Below are 17493 nucleotides of genomic sequence, written 5' to 3'. Positions count from 1 at the left end.
TAGTGACAGAATTAGGACAAAAGCTGAAAGAAGCAAGAGGAACGAAAGGCTTGTCTATTGATCAGCTGCATGAGATTACAAAAATTCAAAAACGCCATTTAGTAGCAATTGAGGAAGGCAATTATGATGTATTGCCAGGAGCTTTTTATGCGCGTGCATTCATTAAACAATACGCAGATGCGGTTGGATTAAATGGAGAGGAACTGCTTGTAGAATATCAGAGTACGATACCACAATCTGAAAAACGCGACGTTCCACAAGTGTCAACCGGACAAAAAACACAAGAAACAATGCAGAAATCTTCATCATGGCCAATTGCAGATCATATGCCGAAAATCTTAGTTGCGCTGCTAGTAATCGCAGTTGGAGTGGTAATTTGGTTTATTTTCCAAGCGTTAACTGGAAAAGGTGATGAGAAGGTTCCGAATGCTCAAAGTGAGAAAATTGAAGTTAAAAAAGCGGAAAATTCTCCGTTAGATACGAAGAAAGATGAAGTGAAAGCGGAAGAGCCGAAAAAAGAGGAACCAAAAAAAGAAGAATCGAAAAAAGAAGAGCCAAAGAAAGAAGAACAACCAGCGCAACCAACAGGACAACAAGAAATCAAAGTAGTTGGGACAACTGGTAAGGAGTCCACTTTGGAAATTCATAACAATAAAACGTTAGAATTAGAAATTACAACAAAAGGTGCAAGTTATGTAGGTATTAAAAATGAGGCAGGAAATGATATCTTTAGTGGAACAATAGAGGAAGGTCAAACTCAAAAATATGATTTATCAACAGCGAAAGTGGTAAACCTTAATATAGGAAGTGCACCGAATGTTGAATTTAAATTAAATGGCCAAGTGGTTACATTCCCGTTGAATCCAGAAGAGAATTATCATCAAAAATTCTTGATTAAAAATCTAGGGATAGAGCAACCTGCACAATAACAGTCATCGCTTCGATGACTTTTTTCAATGAACAAATGTTTTTGATATGATGGAGGAATAGCTGTGAATTTACCAAACAAAATTACAATATCTAGAATCTGCTTAATTCCAATTTTTATGGTAATTATGTTAGCACCCTTTGATTGGGGTTCATACACAATTGGTGATGTTGATTTACCAATTCAACATTTAGTAGGAGCGCTTATCTTTATTGTTGCTTCGGCTACAGATTGGATTGATGGACATTACGCAAGAAAGTATAATCTTGTAACGAATTTAGGGAAGTTCCTTGACCCGTTAGCGGATAAATTACTTGTTTCAGCGGCACTTATCACGTTAGTTGAGATGCAATATGTACCTGCTTGGATCGTTATTGTTATTATAAGCCGTGAGTTTGCGGTAACTGGTTTACGTCTTGTACTTGCTGGAACAGGGGAAGTAGTTGCGGCAAATCAGCTAGGGAAAATTAAGACATGGACACAAATTATCGCGATTGCGGCATACTTATTACACGATGTACCTTTAAATTTAATCCATATTCCAGTTGCTGATATCTTTATATGGATTGCATTAATTTTTACTGTTATTTCAGGATGGGATTATTTCTGGAAAAATAGAGCTGCTTTTGTAAACTCAAAATAGAAGTTTATGGGGGAATTGGGATGAACGCTGAAATTATTGCGGTTGGAACAGAATTATTACTTGGACAAATTGCAAATACAAACGCCCAGTTTTTATCTGAAAAGTTAGCTTCAATTGGCATTAATGTGTACTACCATACTGTAGTTGGAGATAATAACAAACGATTACAGCAGGCGATTGAAGTTGCAGAAGAACGTGCGGATATGCTTATTTTTACAGGTGGATTAGGCCCGACAAAAGATGATTTGACGAAGGAAACAATTGCGTCTAGCTTAGGGGAAGAGCTTGTATATGACGAAAATGCATTAGCGTTAATAAGCGATTATTTTAAGCGTACAGGTCGTGAGTTCACTGAAAATAATAAAAAGCAGGCACTCGTTTTAAATGGAGCAACTGTATTTGCAAATGATCACGGTATGGCACCTGGTATGGGTTTAAATAAGAACGGAAAAGTTTATATCTTATTACCAGGACCGCCGAAGGAAATGAGGCCAATGTATGTAAGTTATGTAGAGCCTTTTTTACGTAACTTTACAACAGGAGAAAACATTTATTCTCGCGTGCTTCGCTTCTTCGGAATTGGGGAATCTCAATTAGAGGTGAAAGTTCAAGATTTAATTGATGGACAAACGAACCCGACAATCGCCCCGCTTGCGAGTGATGGAGAAGTGACATTACGTTTAACTGCGAAGCATCAAAATGCTCATGAAGCGGAGAAACTCATTCAGCATATGGAAGATTTGATTTTAGAAAGAGTAGGAGAATTTTTCTACGGGTATGACCAAGAGTTTCTGCACTATAAGGCGATAGAGTTATTGAAGAAAAAAGGATTAACTTTAGCGTGTGCAGAAAGTTTAACAGGTGGTCTCTTCGGTAATCAAGTAACAGAAAGTGCTGGTGTGTCTTCCGTATTTAAAGGCGGTGTCATTTGTTATCATAATGATGTGAAGCAACATGTTTTACATGTACCTGAGGAAGTGTTGTCTACTGACGGTGCAGTTAGTAAAGAATGTGCTCGTTATCTTGCGGAAAATGTTAAAGAATTATTAAAAGCGGATATCGGAATTAGTTTCACTGGGGTAGCAGGACCAGATGTTTCAGAACATAAAGAGCCGGGAACAGTATTTGTTGGATTGGCGATGAAAGATGAACCAACTGTAGTCTTTCATCTAAATTTAAGCGGAAGTCGTCAACAAATTAGGGAACGCTCAGCAAAATATGGATTTTATCATTTGTATAAAAAGCTAGAAGAGATATAAGTCTCTTCTAGCTTTTTTTAATGGTTAAATGCAGTTTTATTTAATGGAAAATAAAAAAATCGAATAAATGTTCGATTTTTGTTGGCAAATTGAATTGAAAATAGGTATAATAAGATTAGCAATTCAGTTAAGGAGGAATTTTGAATGAGTGATCGTCAAGCGGCATTAGATATGGCGTTAAAACAAATAGAGAAGCAATTCGGTAAAGGTTCAATTATGAAATTAGGAGAACAAGCGGAGCGTAGAGTTTCTACAGTTTCTAGTGGTTCTTTAGCACTTGATGTGGCATTAGGGGTAGGCGGATACCCACGCGGCCGTATTATCGAGATTTATGGACCTGAGAGTTCAGGTAAAACAACAGTTTCATTACATGCAATTGCAGAGGTACAGCGTCAAGGTGGACAAGCAGCATTCATCGATGCGGAGCATGCAATGGATCCTGTATATGCACAAAAATTAGGTGTTAACATCGATGAATTACTATTATCACAACCTGATACAGGGGAGCAAGGTTTAGAAATCGCAGAAGCACTTGTACGAAGTGGTGCGGTTGATATTATCGTAATTGACTCTGTAGCAGCTCTTGTACCGAAAGCTGAGATTGAAGGAGACATGGGTGACTCACACGTAGGTTTACAAGCTCGTTTAATGTCTCAAGCACTTCGTAAACTTTCAGGTGCAATCAATAAATCAAAAACAATCGCAATCTTTATTAACCAAATTCGTGAAAAAGTTGGGGTTATGTTCGGAAATCAACTACAAGTTGCTTAATCGTAAAGATTAAGGAGTTTACCATGGGTTTCCCTTGCTAGTGATAGCATGTTAAAAACCTTGTGAACCTTATTGCCTAAGGGTGTAACTATCCATATAGTTGCTAACGGTGAAGCCCACCATTATTTAGGGTAATACCGTGCCAAGCTCCATAGTGATATGGGGAAGGTGTAGAGACTACCGAAAAGAACTTTTAGTTAACTGAGTAGGGTACGGCAGATGATAGGCTACTGCTGGAAGTGCAAGGCTCTCTGTAAAGAGATGAAGAGATAGTCCGGACTATAGAGATGGAAAATCTATAGATAGTGCCAGAAACAACTCCAGGTGGTCGTGCGTTGAAATTCTATTCAACTGTTCGTCTTGAAGTGCGTCGTGCGGAGCAATTAAAACAAGGTAACGACATCGTTGGTAATAAAACAAAAGTAAAAGTAGTTAAAAATAAAGTGGCACCACCATTCCGTGTTGCGGAAGTTGATATTATGTACGGAGAAGGTATTTCAAGAGAAGGTGAAATCTTGGATATGGCTTCTGAACTTGATATCGTTCAAAAGAGCGGTGCTTGGTACTCTTATAATGAAGAACGCTTAGGACAAGGTCGTGAAAATTCGAAGCAGTTCTTAAAAGAAAATACGGATTTAAGAGAAGAAATTGCCTTCTTTATTCGTGAGCATCACGGAATTAGCGAAGATTCAGGTGCTGAAGGTATGGAAGATCCAAGTCTTCTTGATTAAAAATAAAAGACACGGCTTCGTGTCTTTTATTTTTGTATCATTATGAAAGCGTTCTATATCGTTGGAGATAAAATATTTAATCTACCTAAAAGATTATGTATAAAGAGGGATATATGCACGTTTTACATGAATAAACTGGAATTTACTAAGGTTTTCCAGGATAATATGCTGTCTGCTTTTTACATTCATATATAAATTAGGGCTGAAGGTAAAGAAAGTAAAAGTAGACAACGCTTGACAATGAAAATTGCGATAGATACAATGAGAATGTATATTTTTTCTTATATACGAAACACTCTTCTCAAGAAGAGAAGTAATATTCGGAGTAAGACTTAAATCTTGCCGAAATAATAATATGACATTTTAATTGTGAAATGAAGAAAGTCCCTTAAAAAAGCGGGACGACGGTCTTTGCTGTATGTTGGTATTCAATGTACATGCCGACAGTCTTTTTTCATTCATAGCAAGGGGAGGTGAAATCATGAGTAGTAATGCAGTTTGGATACTCATCTCCATTTTGCTTGCAACAGTCGGTGCAGTTGTTGGCTTTTTTGTTCGAAAGTCTATTGCTGAAGCGAAGATTAATGGTGCAGCTAATGAAGCGAAACGTATTATAGATGAAGCGAATCGTGAGGCTGAAGCACTGAAGAAAGAAGCGCTTTTAGAAGCAAAGGATGAAATTCATACACTTCGTACAGAAGCTGAATTAGAAATTCGTGACCGTAGAAGCGAATTACAAAAACAAGAAAATCGTTTAATGCAAAAAGAAGAGAACCTTGATCGTAAAGACGAAACGCTCGATAAACGCGAGCTACAGTTAGAAAAGAAAGAGGATTCTCTTGTAGCGAGACAACAACAGATTGAAGAGTTGGAAAGCAAAGTGGGAGAGTTAGTTCAAAAGCAACAAACAGAATTAGAGCGCATTTCCAATCTGACACGCGAACAAGCGAAAGCAATTATTCTTGGTAAAGTAGAAAGTGAAGTTTCTCATGAAATTGCCGTAATGGTAAAAGAAAGTGAAGTTCGTGCGAAAGAAGAAGCGGATAAGAAAGCGAAAGAGATTTTATCTCTTGCAATGCAGAGATGTGCAGCTGATCATGTTGCTGAAACAACCGTTTCGGTTGTAAATCTTCCAAATGACGAAATGAAGGGACGTATTATCGGACGTGAAGGTCGAAATATTCGTACGTTAGAAACGTTAACAGGTATTGACCTAATTATCGATGATACACCAGAAGCGGTTATCCTTTCTGGATTCGACCCAATTCGTCGTGAAACAGCTCGTATCGCTCTTGATAAACTAGTACAGGACGGACGTATTCACCCAGCGCGTATTGAAGAGATGGTCGAAAAATCAAGACGTGAAGTGGACGAGTATATTCGTGAAGTCGGAGAGCAAACAACGTTTGAAGTGGGTGTTCACGGTTTACATCCAGATTTAATTAAGATTTTAGGTCGTTTAAAATACCGTACAAGTTACGGGCAAAACGTCTTAAAACACTCTATGGAAGTTGCATATTTAACTGGACTTATGGCAGCAGAGCTTGGTGAGGATGAAAAACTAGCAAGACGTGCTGGTCTATTACATGATATCGGTAAAGCGATTGACCATGAAGTAGAAGGTAGCCACGTTGAAATTGGTGTTGAACTCGCAACGAAATATAAAGAGCATCCTGTAGTTATAAACAGTATTGCATCTCACCATGGGGACACAGAACCAACTTCTATCATTGCAGTTTTAGTTGCAGCAGCAGATGCATTATCAGCTGCAAGACCTGGAGCTCGTAGTGAAACACTTGAGAACTATATTCGTCGTCTTGAAAAGTTAGAAGAGATTTCAGAGTCTTATGAAGGCGTAGAAAAATCTTTCGCAATTCAAGCAGGACGAGAAGTTCGTATTCTGGTAAAACCAGATACAATTGATGATTTAGAAGCTCATCGTTTAGCTCGTGATATTCGAAAACGTATTGAAAATGAACTGGATTACCCAGGGCATATTAAAGTAACTGTTATTCGTGAAACACGTGCAGTGGAATACGCAAAATAAAGTGGTGAAACACCACTTTATTTTTTTGTGTTGGAATTGGTTAAAATAAAGGAAATTAGTTATACCTAGCATACAAGTGAAACAAACTTATAATAAATATATTGTAAGATAATTACTTGAAGCTATAGTAATAAAAAATGTAGTACATAGGAAGGGTAAGACATATGAGAATATTATTTGTTGGGGATGTAGTAGGATCTCCTGGTAGAGGTATGATTCAACAATACGTACCGGCATTAAAGAAGAAATATACACCTACAGTAACCATTATTAATGGGGAAAATGCAGCAGGTGGACGTGGAATTACGGAAAAAATATACCGAAACTTTTTAGAATGCGGAGCACAAGCGGTTACACTTGGAAATCACGCTTGGGATAACCGTGAAGTATTTGAATTTATTGATGATGCAAAATATCTTGCAAGACCAGCTAACTTCCCAGAAGGCACTCCAGGAAAAGGGCTTATTTTTGTGAACTGTAATGGAACAGAAGTTGCAGTTATTAACTTACAAGGACGTACGTTCCTTCCTCCAATTGATTGTCCATTCCGTAAAGTGGATGAATTAATTAACATTGCGAAAAAACGTACGAATATTATTTTTGTTGATTTCCATGCGGAAACTACAAGCGAAAAACAAGCGTTAGGTTGGTATGTAGATGGTCGTGCTACAGCGGTAGTAGGTACACATACGCATGTTCCTACAGCAGATAATCGCATTTTACCAAGCGGAACGGCATATATCACAGATGTTGGTATGACAGGGCCGTACGATGGAATTTTAGGTATGGACCGAGAAGCAGTATTGAAGAAGTTTTTAACAAACTTACCAGTACGATTTGAAGTGACAAATGGTAGAACACAATTAAGTGCAGTGCTAATTGATGTGGACCCTAATACGGGAAAAGCTAAGAAAATTGAGCGTATCTTAATTAATGATGATCAGCCATTTTTTGAGTAATCCCTATTAAAATTTAGATAAGTTATTATTTTTTAATTTTTTAGAAAAATTACAGAAATTTAGCAGGAATACGTGTCATTCCTCGTGAATATAAGTTAAAGTGAAATAATTGCTAATACTTTTTATAGAAACGAGGAGGAAACGCGGAATGGAAATATTAAAAGTTAAAGCAACGTCGGTCCCTAATTCTGTAGCTGGTGCACTTGCAGGTGTTATTCGCGAACGCGGAACAGCAGAAATTCAAGCCATTGGTGCAGGTGCATTGAACCAAGCGGTAAAGGCAGTAGCAATTGCAAGAGGATTTGTAGCGCCTAGTGGTTTGGACCTGATTTGTATCCCAGCGTTTACGGATATTATGATTGATGGGGAAGAGCGTACAGCAATAAAATTAATTGTAGAACCTCGTTAAGTTTAAACAACCTGTTTGCAGTATGCAAACAGGTTGTTTTTATAATGGAGGAATGAAAATGAAAATTTTTGATGCTCATTGTGATGTGCTTCTTCAGTTATGGAGTGCACAAGGGAAAAAGGATTTTAAACATGATTCGCAATTACATATTACATTTGAACAGTTAAAGAATAGAAAAGGAAGTATACAATGTTTTGCTATATATGTGCCAGAAACAGTGGTATATGAAAACCGATTTGAAGTAGCATTGCAAATGGTAGATATTTTTTATAATGAAATTTTATCCTTACCAGGTGTGAAGTTTATTCAGACAAAAGATGATATGAACATGTTAAAACAGGACGAGATTGGAGCGATATTAACATTAGAAGGATGCGAAGCAATTGGAAAAGATGCAATGAAATTACGGTTGTTGTATCGCCTAGGAGTACGTTCTTTTGGACTAACATGGAATTATGCCAATCTATTAGCTGATGGTGCGCTAGAGACACGTGGGGCAGGTTTAACGACTTCTGGTAAACATGTTGTACAAGAACTGAATGCGTTACATGTATGGACTGATGTGTCTCATTTGAATGAAAGAAGTTTTTGGGATGTGATTGAAATTGCAAAAAATCCTATTGCTTCCCACTCAAATTGTATGAAACTTTGTCAGCACCCACGTAATTTAAACGATGAACAACTTAAAGCTCTTATAAAGCGAAATGGCATGATCGGTGTCACTTTTGTACCGCAGTTTCTAACAAATGAAAAACAAGCAAATGTAGCAGATATAGTAAGACATATCGAATATATTTGTTCATTAGGTGGAGAGAACAATATAGGGTTTGGTTCGGATTTTGATGGGATAGTAGAAACAGTTGTAAATGTATCAGCGTATCGAGATTATGAAAATGTAATTAACGAGCTTTGTAAACACTATGCTGCATCTACTGTAGAGCGATTTTTATATGATAATTTTGTTGAACATATAAGCTTTTAAAATTTTTGTTTTAAAAATCCAGAAAAATTAGAATTAATTCATTTGATATTATTGCTTTTTTTAAGACCTAATACTAGAATGAAAAACAAAATAGCTTTATACTAAAGATTCAGGGAAATCAGAAGAGGCATAATTTGCGTCCATTGTAGTTTATTTGCATAAAAAATGCTAAACTATTACTGTAAAAAAATACACTACAATGAATGCAGCCAAAAGGGGTGTAGGAGATGATTAGTCAACTTTCATGGAAAGTTGGAGGCCAACAAGGTGAAGGAATTGAAAGTACAGGAGAAATCTTCTGTATTGCATTAAACCGATTAGGATATTACCTATACGGTTACCGCCACTTCTCATCACGTATAAAAGGCGGCCATACAAATAATAAAATTCGTGTAAGTACAACAGAAGTACGCGCGATCTCAGATGATTTAGATATTTTAATTGCTTTTGATCAAGAAACAATTGATTTTAACTTCCACGAACTACGTCCGGGCGGGATTGTAGTTGCAGATGCGAAATTTAATCCGACAATACCTGACAATACAGATGTAAATCTATATGTGATACCGTTTACAGATATTGCATCAGAATTAGGCACATCATTAATGAAAAACATGGTTGCTGTTGGAGCATCAAGTGCGGTATTAGGATTAGATGAAACAGCTTATTTAGATGTTGTTGAAGAGATCTTTGGTCGTAAAGGAGAGCAAGTCGTTCAAAAGAACATGGACGCAATTAAGCGCGGCTCTCAATATATGAAAGAGTTACTAGGTGAGAAAGTAAACATGATGCAGCTTGAAAAAGCTGATGGTCAGAAGCGCATGTTTATGATTGGGAACGATGCGATCGCATTTGGTGCAGTAGCTGGTGGTGCTCGCTTTATGTCTGCATATCCAATTACACCTGCATCTGAAATTATGGAATACTTAATTAAAAAATTGCCAAAAGTCGGCGGAACAGTAATCCAAACTGAGGATGAAATTGCAGCTTGTACAATGGCAATCGGTGCAAACTATGCTGGTGTTCGTACATTAACTGCATCTGCTGGTCCAGGTCTATCTTTAATGATGGAAGCGATTGGTTTAGCAGGTATTACAGAAACGCCATTAGTAATTGTTGATACACAACGTGGTGGTCCAAGTACAGGATTACCAACGAAACAAGAGCAGTCTGATTTAATGGCAATGATTTACGGTACGCACGGTGAAATTCCAAAAATCGTAATGGCGCCAAGTACAGTGGAAGAAGCTTTCTATGATATTGTAGAAGCGTTTAACTTATCTGAAGAATATCAAGTACCTGTTATTTTCTTAACAGATTTACAGCTTTCTTTAGGGAAACAGACAGTAGAACCACTTAAGTTAGATAAAGTGGAAATTCGTCGTGGTAAGCTTGATTTAGAAGCGGAATTACCAGAACGTGAAAATAAAGCATACTTCAAGCGTTATGAAGTAACAGAAGATGGCGTTTCACCACGTGTTTTACCTGGTATGAAAAATGGTGTTCACCATGTTACAGGTGTAGAACATGATGAAACTGGTAAACCATCTGAATCAGCATTAAACCGTAAAGATCAAATGGACAAACGTTTCCGTAAAATGGAGAACTTGAAGTTTAATACCCCTGTTTATAAAAATGTTAAGCATGAAGAAGCAGACGTATTGCTTGTTGGATTTAACTCAACTCGTGGTGCGATCGAAGAAGCAATGGAGCGCTTAGAACAAGAGGGTATGAAAGTAAACCATGCTCATGTGCGTTTAATTCACCCGTTCCCAACAGCTGAAATCGATCCACTTGTGAAAAATGCGAAGCGTGTTGTAGTGGTAGAAAACAATGCAACAGGTCAACTTGCTAACATTATGAAAATGAATCTTGGTAACGGTGAGAAAATTTCTAGTCTTTTAAAATATGATGGGAACCCATTCTTGCCGAAAGAGATTTACAACGAATGCAAAAAAGGGGTTGTATTAAATGGCAACATTTAAGGACTTTCGTAACAGTGTAAAACCAAACTGGTGCCCAGGTTGCGGAGACTTCTCGGTGCAAGCTGCAATTCAACGTGCGGCAGCTAACGTTGGCTTAAATCCAGATGAACTTGCTGTTATTTCTGGTATCGGCTGTTCAGGTCGTATTTCAGGTTATATTAATTCATATGGTGTGCATAGTATTCATGGTCGTGCCCTTCCAATTGCACAAGGTGTAAAAATGGCAAACCGTGATTTAACAGTTATCGCATCAGGTGGTGACGGTGATGGATTTGCGATTGGTATGGGACATACGATCCATTCTATTCGTCGTAACATTGACATTACGTACATCGTAATGGATAACCAAATTTATGGATTAACAAAAGGGCAAACTTCACCACGTAGTGAAGCTGGATTTAAAACGAAAAGTACACCACAAGGTTCAATTGAACCGTCACTAAATGTTATGGAAATGGCTTTAACAGCTGGTGCAACATTTGTGGCACAAAGCTTTTCAAGTGATTTAAAAGAATTAACACAAATTATTGAAGCTGGTATTAACCATAAAGGATTTTCATTAATTAACGTATTCAGCCCATGTGTTACTTACAATAAAGTAAATACTTACGATTGGTTTAAAGAGAATTTAACAAAACTAAGTACAGTAGAGGGATATGATCCGTCTAATCGCATGATGGCTATGCAAACATTAATGGAAAACAACGGATTAGTAACAGGGTTAATTTATCAAAATACAGCGCAACCTTCATACCAAGAACTAGTAAAAGGATATAGTGAGAAGCCTTTAGTGCAATCTGATTTAAATATGGATCAGAAAATGTTTGATGAACTTGTTGCTGAATTTATGTAATATAAGAAGAGGAGGTTGCCATTTGGCAACCTTTTTTTATGAGTGAAAATATAAGGTAGTCTTATTTACTTAGAAAATTCAGAATGGTAAAATAATATATAAATCGTTGTATGAAAATTGCATGTTCATTAACTAGGAAATGTAATAATAGGATAAGCCTTCTTCTTTGTAAAAATTGGCGAAACACTTCATACTATGGTAATGTGTATAGGGATAAAGCAATATGCTTTTGAGTAGGACAAAAGAAATACAAAAAGGGAATGTCTATTTGTGTGGGGAAGACTTCATTCTTATAGATGATTAGATTGATTACTCAAGTTTCAAAGGACAAGTATCTCTCAAGCTATCTAACCATTTTTGAGGTGGGTCTAAGCGCATTAAAATGGACTATAAAGTGTGTATAGTTAAGGGTGAAAGGAGATTACCGATGAACGAGCAACAACGATTAGCAAGTCAACAAGCAAATTCCTCTAAGAAAAAAGAAGAGAAAGATTATAGTAAATACTTTGAAAGTGTATACCAACCACCTTCCTTAAAAGACGCGAAAAAACGAGGGAAAGAAGAAGTTAAAATTGAACGGGATTTTGGCTTACCTGAAGAGTTTCGCAATTTCGGTACAGGAAGAAAGTTTTATATTCGTACATATGGTTGTCAAATGAATGAGCACGATACAGAAGTAATGGCGGGTATTTTCACTGCACTTGGATATGAACCAACCTTTTCAACTGAAGAAGCAGATGTAGTATTATTAAATACTTGTGCTATTCGTGAAAATGCTGAAAATAAAGTGTTCGGTGAACTAGGGCATTTAAAGGCACTAAAACGAAGAAATCCTGATCTTTTAATTGGTGTATGTGGTTGTATGTCCCAAGAGGAATCTGTTGTAAATAAAATTATGCAAAAAAATCAGCATGTAGATATGGTGTTTGGAACGCATAATATTCATAGATTACCGTACATTCTAAAAGATGCAATGTTCTCGAAGGAGACGGTAGTTGAAGTTTGGTCCAAAGAAGGAGACGTAATTGAAAATCTTCCGAAAGTACGTCGTGGTGATATTAAAGCTTGGGTAAATATTATGTATGGCTGTGATAAGTTCTGTACATATTGTATCGTACCGTATACACGTGGAAAAGAGCGAAGCAGACGTCCAGAAGACATTATCCAAGAGATTCGTCATTTAGCTGCGAATGGTTATAAAGAAATTACGTTACTTGGACAGAACGTAAATGCATATGGTAAAGACTTTGAAGATATAGAATACGGTCTTGGCGATTTAATGGACGAGCTCTGTAAAGTTGATATTGCCCGTATTCGTTTTACAACGAGCCATCCACGCGATTTCGATGATCACTTAATTGAAGTGCTTGGAAAAGGTGGCAACTTAGTAGAACATATTCACTTACCAGTTCAATCTGGAAGCACAGAAATGTTAAAAATTATGGCGCGTAAATATTCACGTGAGCATTATTTAGAGCTTGTAAGAAAAATTAAAGAAGCAATTCCAAACGCGGTATTAACAACTGATATTATTGTCGGTTTCCCGAATGAAACAGATGAGCAATTTGAAGAAACGATGTCGTTATATCGTGAAGTAGGGTTTGATACTGCCTTTACCTTTATTTATTCTCCGCGTGAAGGTACACCAGCTGCAAAAATGAAAGACAATGTACCGATGGAAGTAAAGAAAGAACGTCTTCAACGCTTAAATGCATTAGTAAATAAATTGGCAATTGAAAAGAATAATCGTTATAAAGGTCAAATTGTAGAAGTGTTAGTTGATGGAGAGAGTAAAAATAATCCAGAAGTACTTGCAGGTTATACTCGTACAAATAAACTTGTAAACTTTGTTGCTCCAAAGTCTTTAATTGGTCAGCTTGTGAAAGTAAAAGTAACGGATGCAAAAACTTGGTCTCTTAACGGAGAATTAGTTGAAGAGCCGATTGAGGTGGAATAATAGATGAAAGTATATTCGAAAGATGAAATTGTTGAGCAAGCGAAAGAATTAGCAAAAATGATTTCTGAAACAGAAGAAGTTGATTTCTTTAAGAAAGCAGAGGCACAAATTCATAAGAATGAAAATGTGAAGCGCGCAATTGATGAAATTAAAGCACTGCAAAAACAAGCAGTAAACTTGCAACATTACGGGAAATGGGAAGCTTTGAAAAAAGTAGAAGCTGAAATTGATGCCCTGCAAGATAAGTTAGATAGCATCCCAGTTGTACAAGAATTTAAATCTTCACAAACATATGTAAATGACTTACTACAGCTAGTTGCAAGTACGATTTCTAACAACGTAACAGATGAAATATTAATTTCAACTAATGGCGATGTATTGAAGGGTGAAACGGGCGCAGCGGTAGAAAGTAAAAAAGGAAATTGTGGTTGTTAAAGAGATGTCGAATTGACATCTCTTTTTTTAGTGGATTAAACGTAAGTTCTTCTGAAAAAAAGAATGACACATTCCGCTATTGTCACGCATATGATTAAGTGAATAGTGATTGAGGAGGGTTACGAATGTCCGAATTTAGAGAGATTATTACAAAAGCAGTGGTTGGAAAAGGACGTAAGTATACAAAGTCAACGCATACATGTGAATCGAATAATGAGCCAACAAGTATTTTAGGGTGCTGGGTAATTAACCACTCGTACGAAGCAAGAAAGAATGGAAAACATGTGGAAATTGAAGGTTTCTATGATGTGAACACTTGGTATTCATTCGATGGCAATACAAAGACAGAAGTTGTAACAGAACGTGTAAACTACACAGATGAAGTAAGCATTGGATATCGTGATAAAAACTTTTCTGGTGATGATTTAGAAATTATTGCTCGTGTCATTCAGCCACCAAATTGTTTAGAAGCTCTTGTATCACCAAATGGTAATAAAATTGTTGTAACGGTAGAACGTGAATTTGTAACAGAAGTAGTTGGCGAAACGAAAATTTGTGTAAGTGTAAACCCTGAAGGTTGTGTAGAATCAGATGATGCTTTCCAAATTGAAGATGATGAGTTTGAAGAGTTAGATCCGAACTTTATCGTTGATGCAGAAGAAGAGTAATAGAAAGCTAGGGAGAAGTTCTTCCTAGCTTTTTACTTTACATAAGTGGTGCTTAGATGAACATGATTGCTAATGAAATGTGCTATAATGAAGAAAGACTCCTGAAATAGGAGATAAGAGTGTCCGTGAAATGTGACATATATGAATATAGATTATTATGTAAGAATTATGGAGGATAAGTATGACGCAATATACGCCTATGATACAGCAATATTTAAAGGTTAAGGCAGACTATCAAGATGCCTTTTTATTTTTCCGCTTAGGTGATTTTTATGAAATGTTCTTTGAGGATGCTGTTAAAGCAGCCCACGAACTTGAAATTACATTAACGAGCCGAGACGGTGGTAGTAGTGAACGTATACCGATGTGCGGTGTACCGTATCATGCGGCTAAAAACTATATTGAACAACTTGTTGAAAAAGGATATAAAGTAGCAGTTTGTGAGCAAGTAGAAGACCCAAAAACAGCTAAAGGTGTAGTGCGCCGTGAAGTCGTACAATTAATTACGCCAGGAACGATGATGGAAGGGCGTACGATTGATGAGAAAGAAAATAACTTTTTAGCCGCATTAACACATTTTGAAGATGGATCATATGCGTTAGCTTGTAACGATTTAACGACTGGACAAAATACAGTAACGTTATTGACTGGTTCAGTAGAAGATATTTTATTAGAAGTGTATGCAACTGGTTCGAAAGAAATTGTTGTAGATTCTTCCTTTTCTAAAGATGAACTAAACAAGTTAACGGAAACGTTAAAAATGACGATTTCATATGAAGATGCAACGGCAATTCCTGAAGGGCTAGAACATCTTGTGAAAAATGTTTCACAAGCAAAGTTAATTAAAGCAGTTGGGCGCTTATTTAACTATGTAATAAGAACGCAAAAACGTTCATTAGATCATTTACAGCCTGTGGAAATTTATTATACGAATCAATTTATGAAGATTGATGTGCATTCAAAGCGAAATTTAGAGCTGACAGAAACACTTCGAACGAAAGAAAAAACAGGATCATTACTATGGCTATTAGATAAGACGAAGACTGCTATGGGTGGTCGTATGTTAAAACAGTGGATGGAACGTCCACTTATACAGAAGGAACGAATTGAAGAGCGTTTAGAAATGGTTGAAACGTTTGTAAATGATTACTTCTTGCGTGAAGATTTAAAAGAAAAGTTAAAAGAAGTATATGATTTAGAACGTTTAGCAGGGAAAGTTGCATTTGGTAATGTGAATGCACGGGACTTATTACAGTTAAGACGCTCGTTACTACAAGTGCCAGCTATTTTAGAAGCGATTAGTTTGTTAGATAACGCGTATGCAGCGAGATTAATTCAAGGTGCAGATCCGTGTGAGAGTCTAACAGAATTACTAGGAAGAAGTATTCAAGAAAATCCACCGCTTTCGATTAAAGATGGAGATATTATTAAAGATGGTTATAATGACAAGCTTGATCAATATCGCTATGTGAGTAAAAACGGAAAAACGTGGATTGCTGAGCTTGAAAAACGAGAGCGTGATATTACAGGAATTAAATCGTTGAAAATTGGATACAACCGTATTTTCGGTTACTACATTGAAGTAACGAAAGCGAACCTTGGAGCATTACCAGAAGGCCGCTACGAGCGTAAACAAACGCTTGCTAATGCGGAACGTTTCATTACAGATGAACTAAAAGAAAAAGAAACATTAATATTAGAAGCTGAAGAAAAAATTGTACAACTAGAATACGATTTATTTACAGCGCTTCGTGAAGAAGTAAAAGTATTTATTCCGAAATTACAGCATTTAGCGAAAGTAATTAGTGAATTAGACGTACTGCAAAGTTTTGCAACAGTTAGTGAAGAAGAACAGTTTGTAAAACCTGTACTAACAACGAAGCGCGAAATCTTTATTAAAGATGGTCGTCATCCTGTCGTTGAAAAAGTATTGAACGGGAAATTGTATGTACCGAATGATTGTATTATGCCAGAGAATATGGATGTATTTTTAATTACAGGACCGAACATGTCTGGTAAAAGTACGTATATGAGACAATTAGCACTTGTAACGGTTATGTCGCAAATTGGTTGTTTCGTACCAGCAACAGAAGCAGTATTACCTGTATTTGACCAAATCTTTACGAGAATTGGCGCGGCGGATGATTTAATTTCAGGTCAAAGTACATTTATGGTCGAAATGTTAGAAGCGAAAAATGCCATTGCAAACGCATCAGAAAGAAGTTTAATTTTATTCGATGAAATTGGACGCGGTACATCTACGTATGATGGTATGGCACTTGCACAAGCAATCATTGAACATATTCACGACCAAATTGGGGCAAAAACGTTATTCTCTACGCATTATCATGAATTGACCGTGCTAGAAGACAGTTTAGATCAACTGAAAAATGTACACGTTTCAGCTATTGAAGAGAACGGAAAAGTAGTATTCCTTCATAAAATTCAAGACGGTGCAGCTGATAAAAGTTACGGAATTCACGTTGCGCAACTTGCAGAGCTCCCAGATAGCTTAATCACTCGTGCGAAAGAAGTATTAGCGCAACTTGAAGGACAGGAAGAAATTATTATTCCAAAGCGTGTAGAAGTGAAAGCGCAGGCGCAAGAAGTTATTCCAGAGCCTGTAGTTGTAAAAGAAGAACCAGTAGAAATAGAAGAGACGAAAGCAGAGACTGAAGAAGAATCACAACTATCATTCTTTGGCGGAGAACAATCTTCGAAAAAACAAGACAAGCCAGTTTTAGATGCAAAAGAAACGGCAGTACTGACGCAAATTAAAAAAATTGATTTACTTGATATGACACCTTTAGAAGCGATGAATGAACTGTATCGCTTACAGAAAAAGTTAAAGAAAGGATGAGTAAGT

13 protein-coding genes and 2 pseudogenes are annotated in these 17493 nt (G+C 36.8%); all 15 read left to right on the top strand.

Going from position 1 to position 17493, the window contains the following annotated elements; genetic code table 11:
* Window positions 1–2 precede the first annotated feature (2 nt).
* The 15 genes and pseudogenes from ACTFNE_RS00375 (at window position 3) to mutS (ending at window position 17487) form a co-directional block, all read left to right on the top strand.
* Entirely contained in the window at window positions 3–929 is a 927-nt protein-coding gene (locus ACTFNE_RS00375) for a helix-turn-helix domain-containing protein (protein WP_000137486.1), read from the top strand.
* A 63-nt stretch (window positions 930–992) separates the two neighbouring features.
* Window positions 993–1571 (top strand): CDP-diacylglycerol--glycerol-3-phosphate 3-phosphatidyltransferase, encoded by a 579-nt coding sequence (gene pgsA, locus ACTFNE_RS00370; protein ID WP_001052965.1) that lies wholly within the window; start codon window positions 993–995, stop codon window positions 1569–1571.
* A gap of 20 nt (window positions 1572–1591) precedes the next feature.
* The gene (cinA, locus tag ACTFNE_RS00365) at window positions 1592–2830 is read left to right on the top strand and encodes a competence/damage-inducible protein CinA (RefSeq protein ID WP_270705093.1); all 1239 of its coding nucleotides are present in this window, start codon (window positions 1592–1594) and stop codon (window positions 2828–2830) included.
* Between the two features lie 144 nt (window positions 2831–2974).
* Window positions 2975–3583, top strand: a pseudogene (recA, locus tag ACTFNE_RS00360) (recombinase RecA); the annotation flags it as partial.
* Window positions 3584–3909: 326 nt separating this feature from the next.
* Window positions 3910–4332, top strand: a pseudogene (locus ACTFNE_RS00355) (recombinase RecA); the annotation flags it as partial.
* Between the two features lie 481 nt (window positions 4333–4813).
* Window positions 4814–6379 (top strand): ribonuclease Y, encoded by a 1566-nt coding sequence (gene rny / locus ACTFNE_RS00350; RefSeq protein ID WP_270705091.1) that lies wholly within the window; start codon window positions 4814–4816, stop codon window positions 6377–6379.
* Between the two features lie 164 nt (window positions 6380–6543).
* On the top strand, window positions 6544–7338 hold the full coding sequence (locus tag ACTFNE_RS00345) for a TIGR00282 family metallophosphoesterase (RefSeq protein ID WP_001221095.1): 795 nt from the start codon (window positions 6544–6546) through the stop codon (window positions 7336–7338).
* Between the two features lie 148 nt (window positions 7339–7486).
* Window positions 7487–7747, top strand: coding sequence for a stage V sporulation protein SpoVS (gene spoVS, locus ACTFNE_RS00340; RefSeq protein WP_000404341.1), 261 nt, complete (start codon window positions 7487–7489; stop codon window positions 7745–7747).
* Window positions 7748–7805: 58 nt separating this feature from the next.
* A complete protein-coding gene (locus ACTFNE_RS00335; protein WP_046198516.1) occupies window positions 7806–8729 on the top strand; it encodes a dipeptidase in 924 nt (307 codons plus the stop codon).
* 227 nt (window positions 8730–8956) lie between these two features.
* Window positions 8957–10714: a 2-oxoacid:acceptor oxidoreductase subunit alpha gene (locus tag ACTFNE_RS00330; protein WP_000625425.1), complete on the top strand. Its 1758-nt coding sequence runs from the start codon at window positions 8957–8959 to the stop codon at window positions 10712–10714.
* Entirely contained in the window at window positions 10701–11567 is an 867-nt protein-coding gene (locus ACTFNE_RS00325) for a 2-oxoacid:ferredoxin oxidoreductase subunit beta (protein WP_000190154.1), read from the top strand. Before ACTFNE_RS00330 ends, ACTFNE_RS00325 begins: the two co-directional genes overlap by 14 nt.
* Before the next feature lie 427 nt (window positions 11568–11994).
* Window positions 11995–13524 (top strand): tRNA (N6-isopentenyl adenosine(37)-C2)-methylthiotransferase MiaB, encoded by a 1530-nt coding sequence (gene miaB / locus ACTFNE_RS00320; protein WP_270705090.1) that lies wholly within the window; start codon window positions 11995–11997, stop codon window positions 13522–13524.
* Window positions 13525–13527: 3 nt separating this feature from the next.
* Window positions 13528–13959 (top strand): RicAFT regulatory complex protein RicA family protein, encoded by a 432-nt coding sequence (locus ACTFNE_RS00315; protein ID WP_000870462.1) that lies wholly within the window; start codon window positions 13528–13530, stop codon window positions 13957–13959.
* Window positions 13960–14084: 125 nt separating this feature from the next.
* Entirely contained in the window at window positions 14085–14627 is a 543-nt protein-coding gene (cotE, locus tag ACTFNE_RS00310) for an outer spore coat protein CotE (RefSeq protein ID WP_001288798.1), read from the top strand.
* Window positions 14628–14808: 181 nt separating this feature from the next.
* Window positions 14809–17487 (top strand): DNA mismatch repair protein MutS, encoded by a 2679-nt coding sequence (mutS, locus tag ACTFNE_RS00305; protein WP_000196013.1) that lies wholly within the window; start codon window positions 14809–14811, stop codon window positions 17485–17487.
* Window positions 17488–17493 lie beyond the last annotated feature (6 nt).

The organism is Bacillus cereus group sp. MYBKT111-2, from assembly GCF_051915205.1.
In the GTDB taxonomy this organism is placed as follows: Bacteria; Bacillota; Bacilli; order Bacillales; family Bacillaceae_G; genus Bacillus_A; species Bacillus_A paranthracis.
Note: the sequence above shows the minus strand (reverse complement) of the source record. Positions and strands in the feature narration are given on the sequence as shown.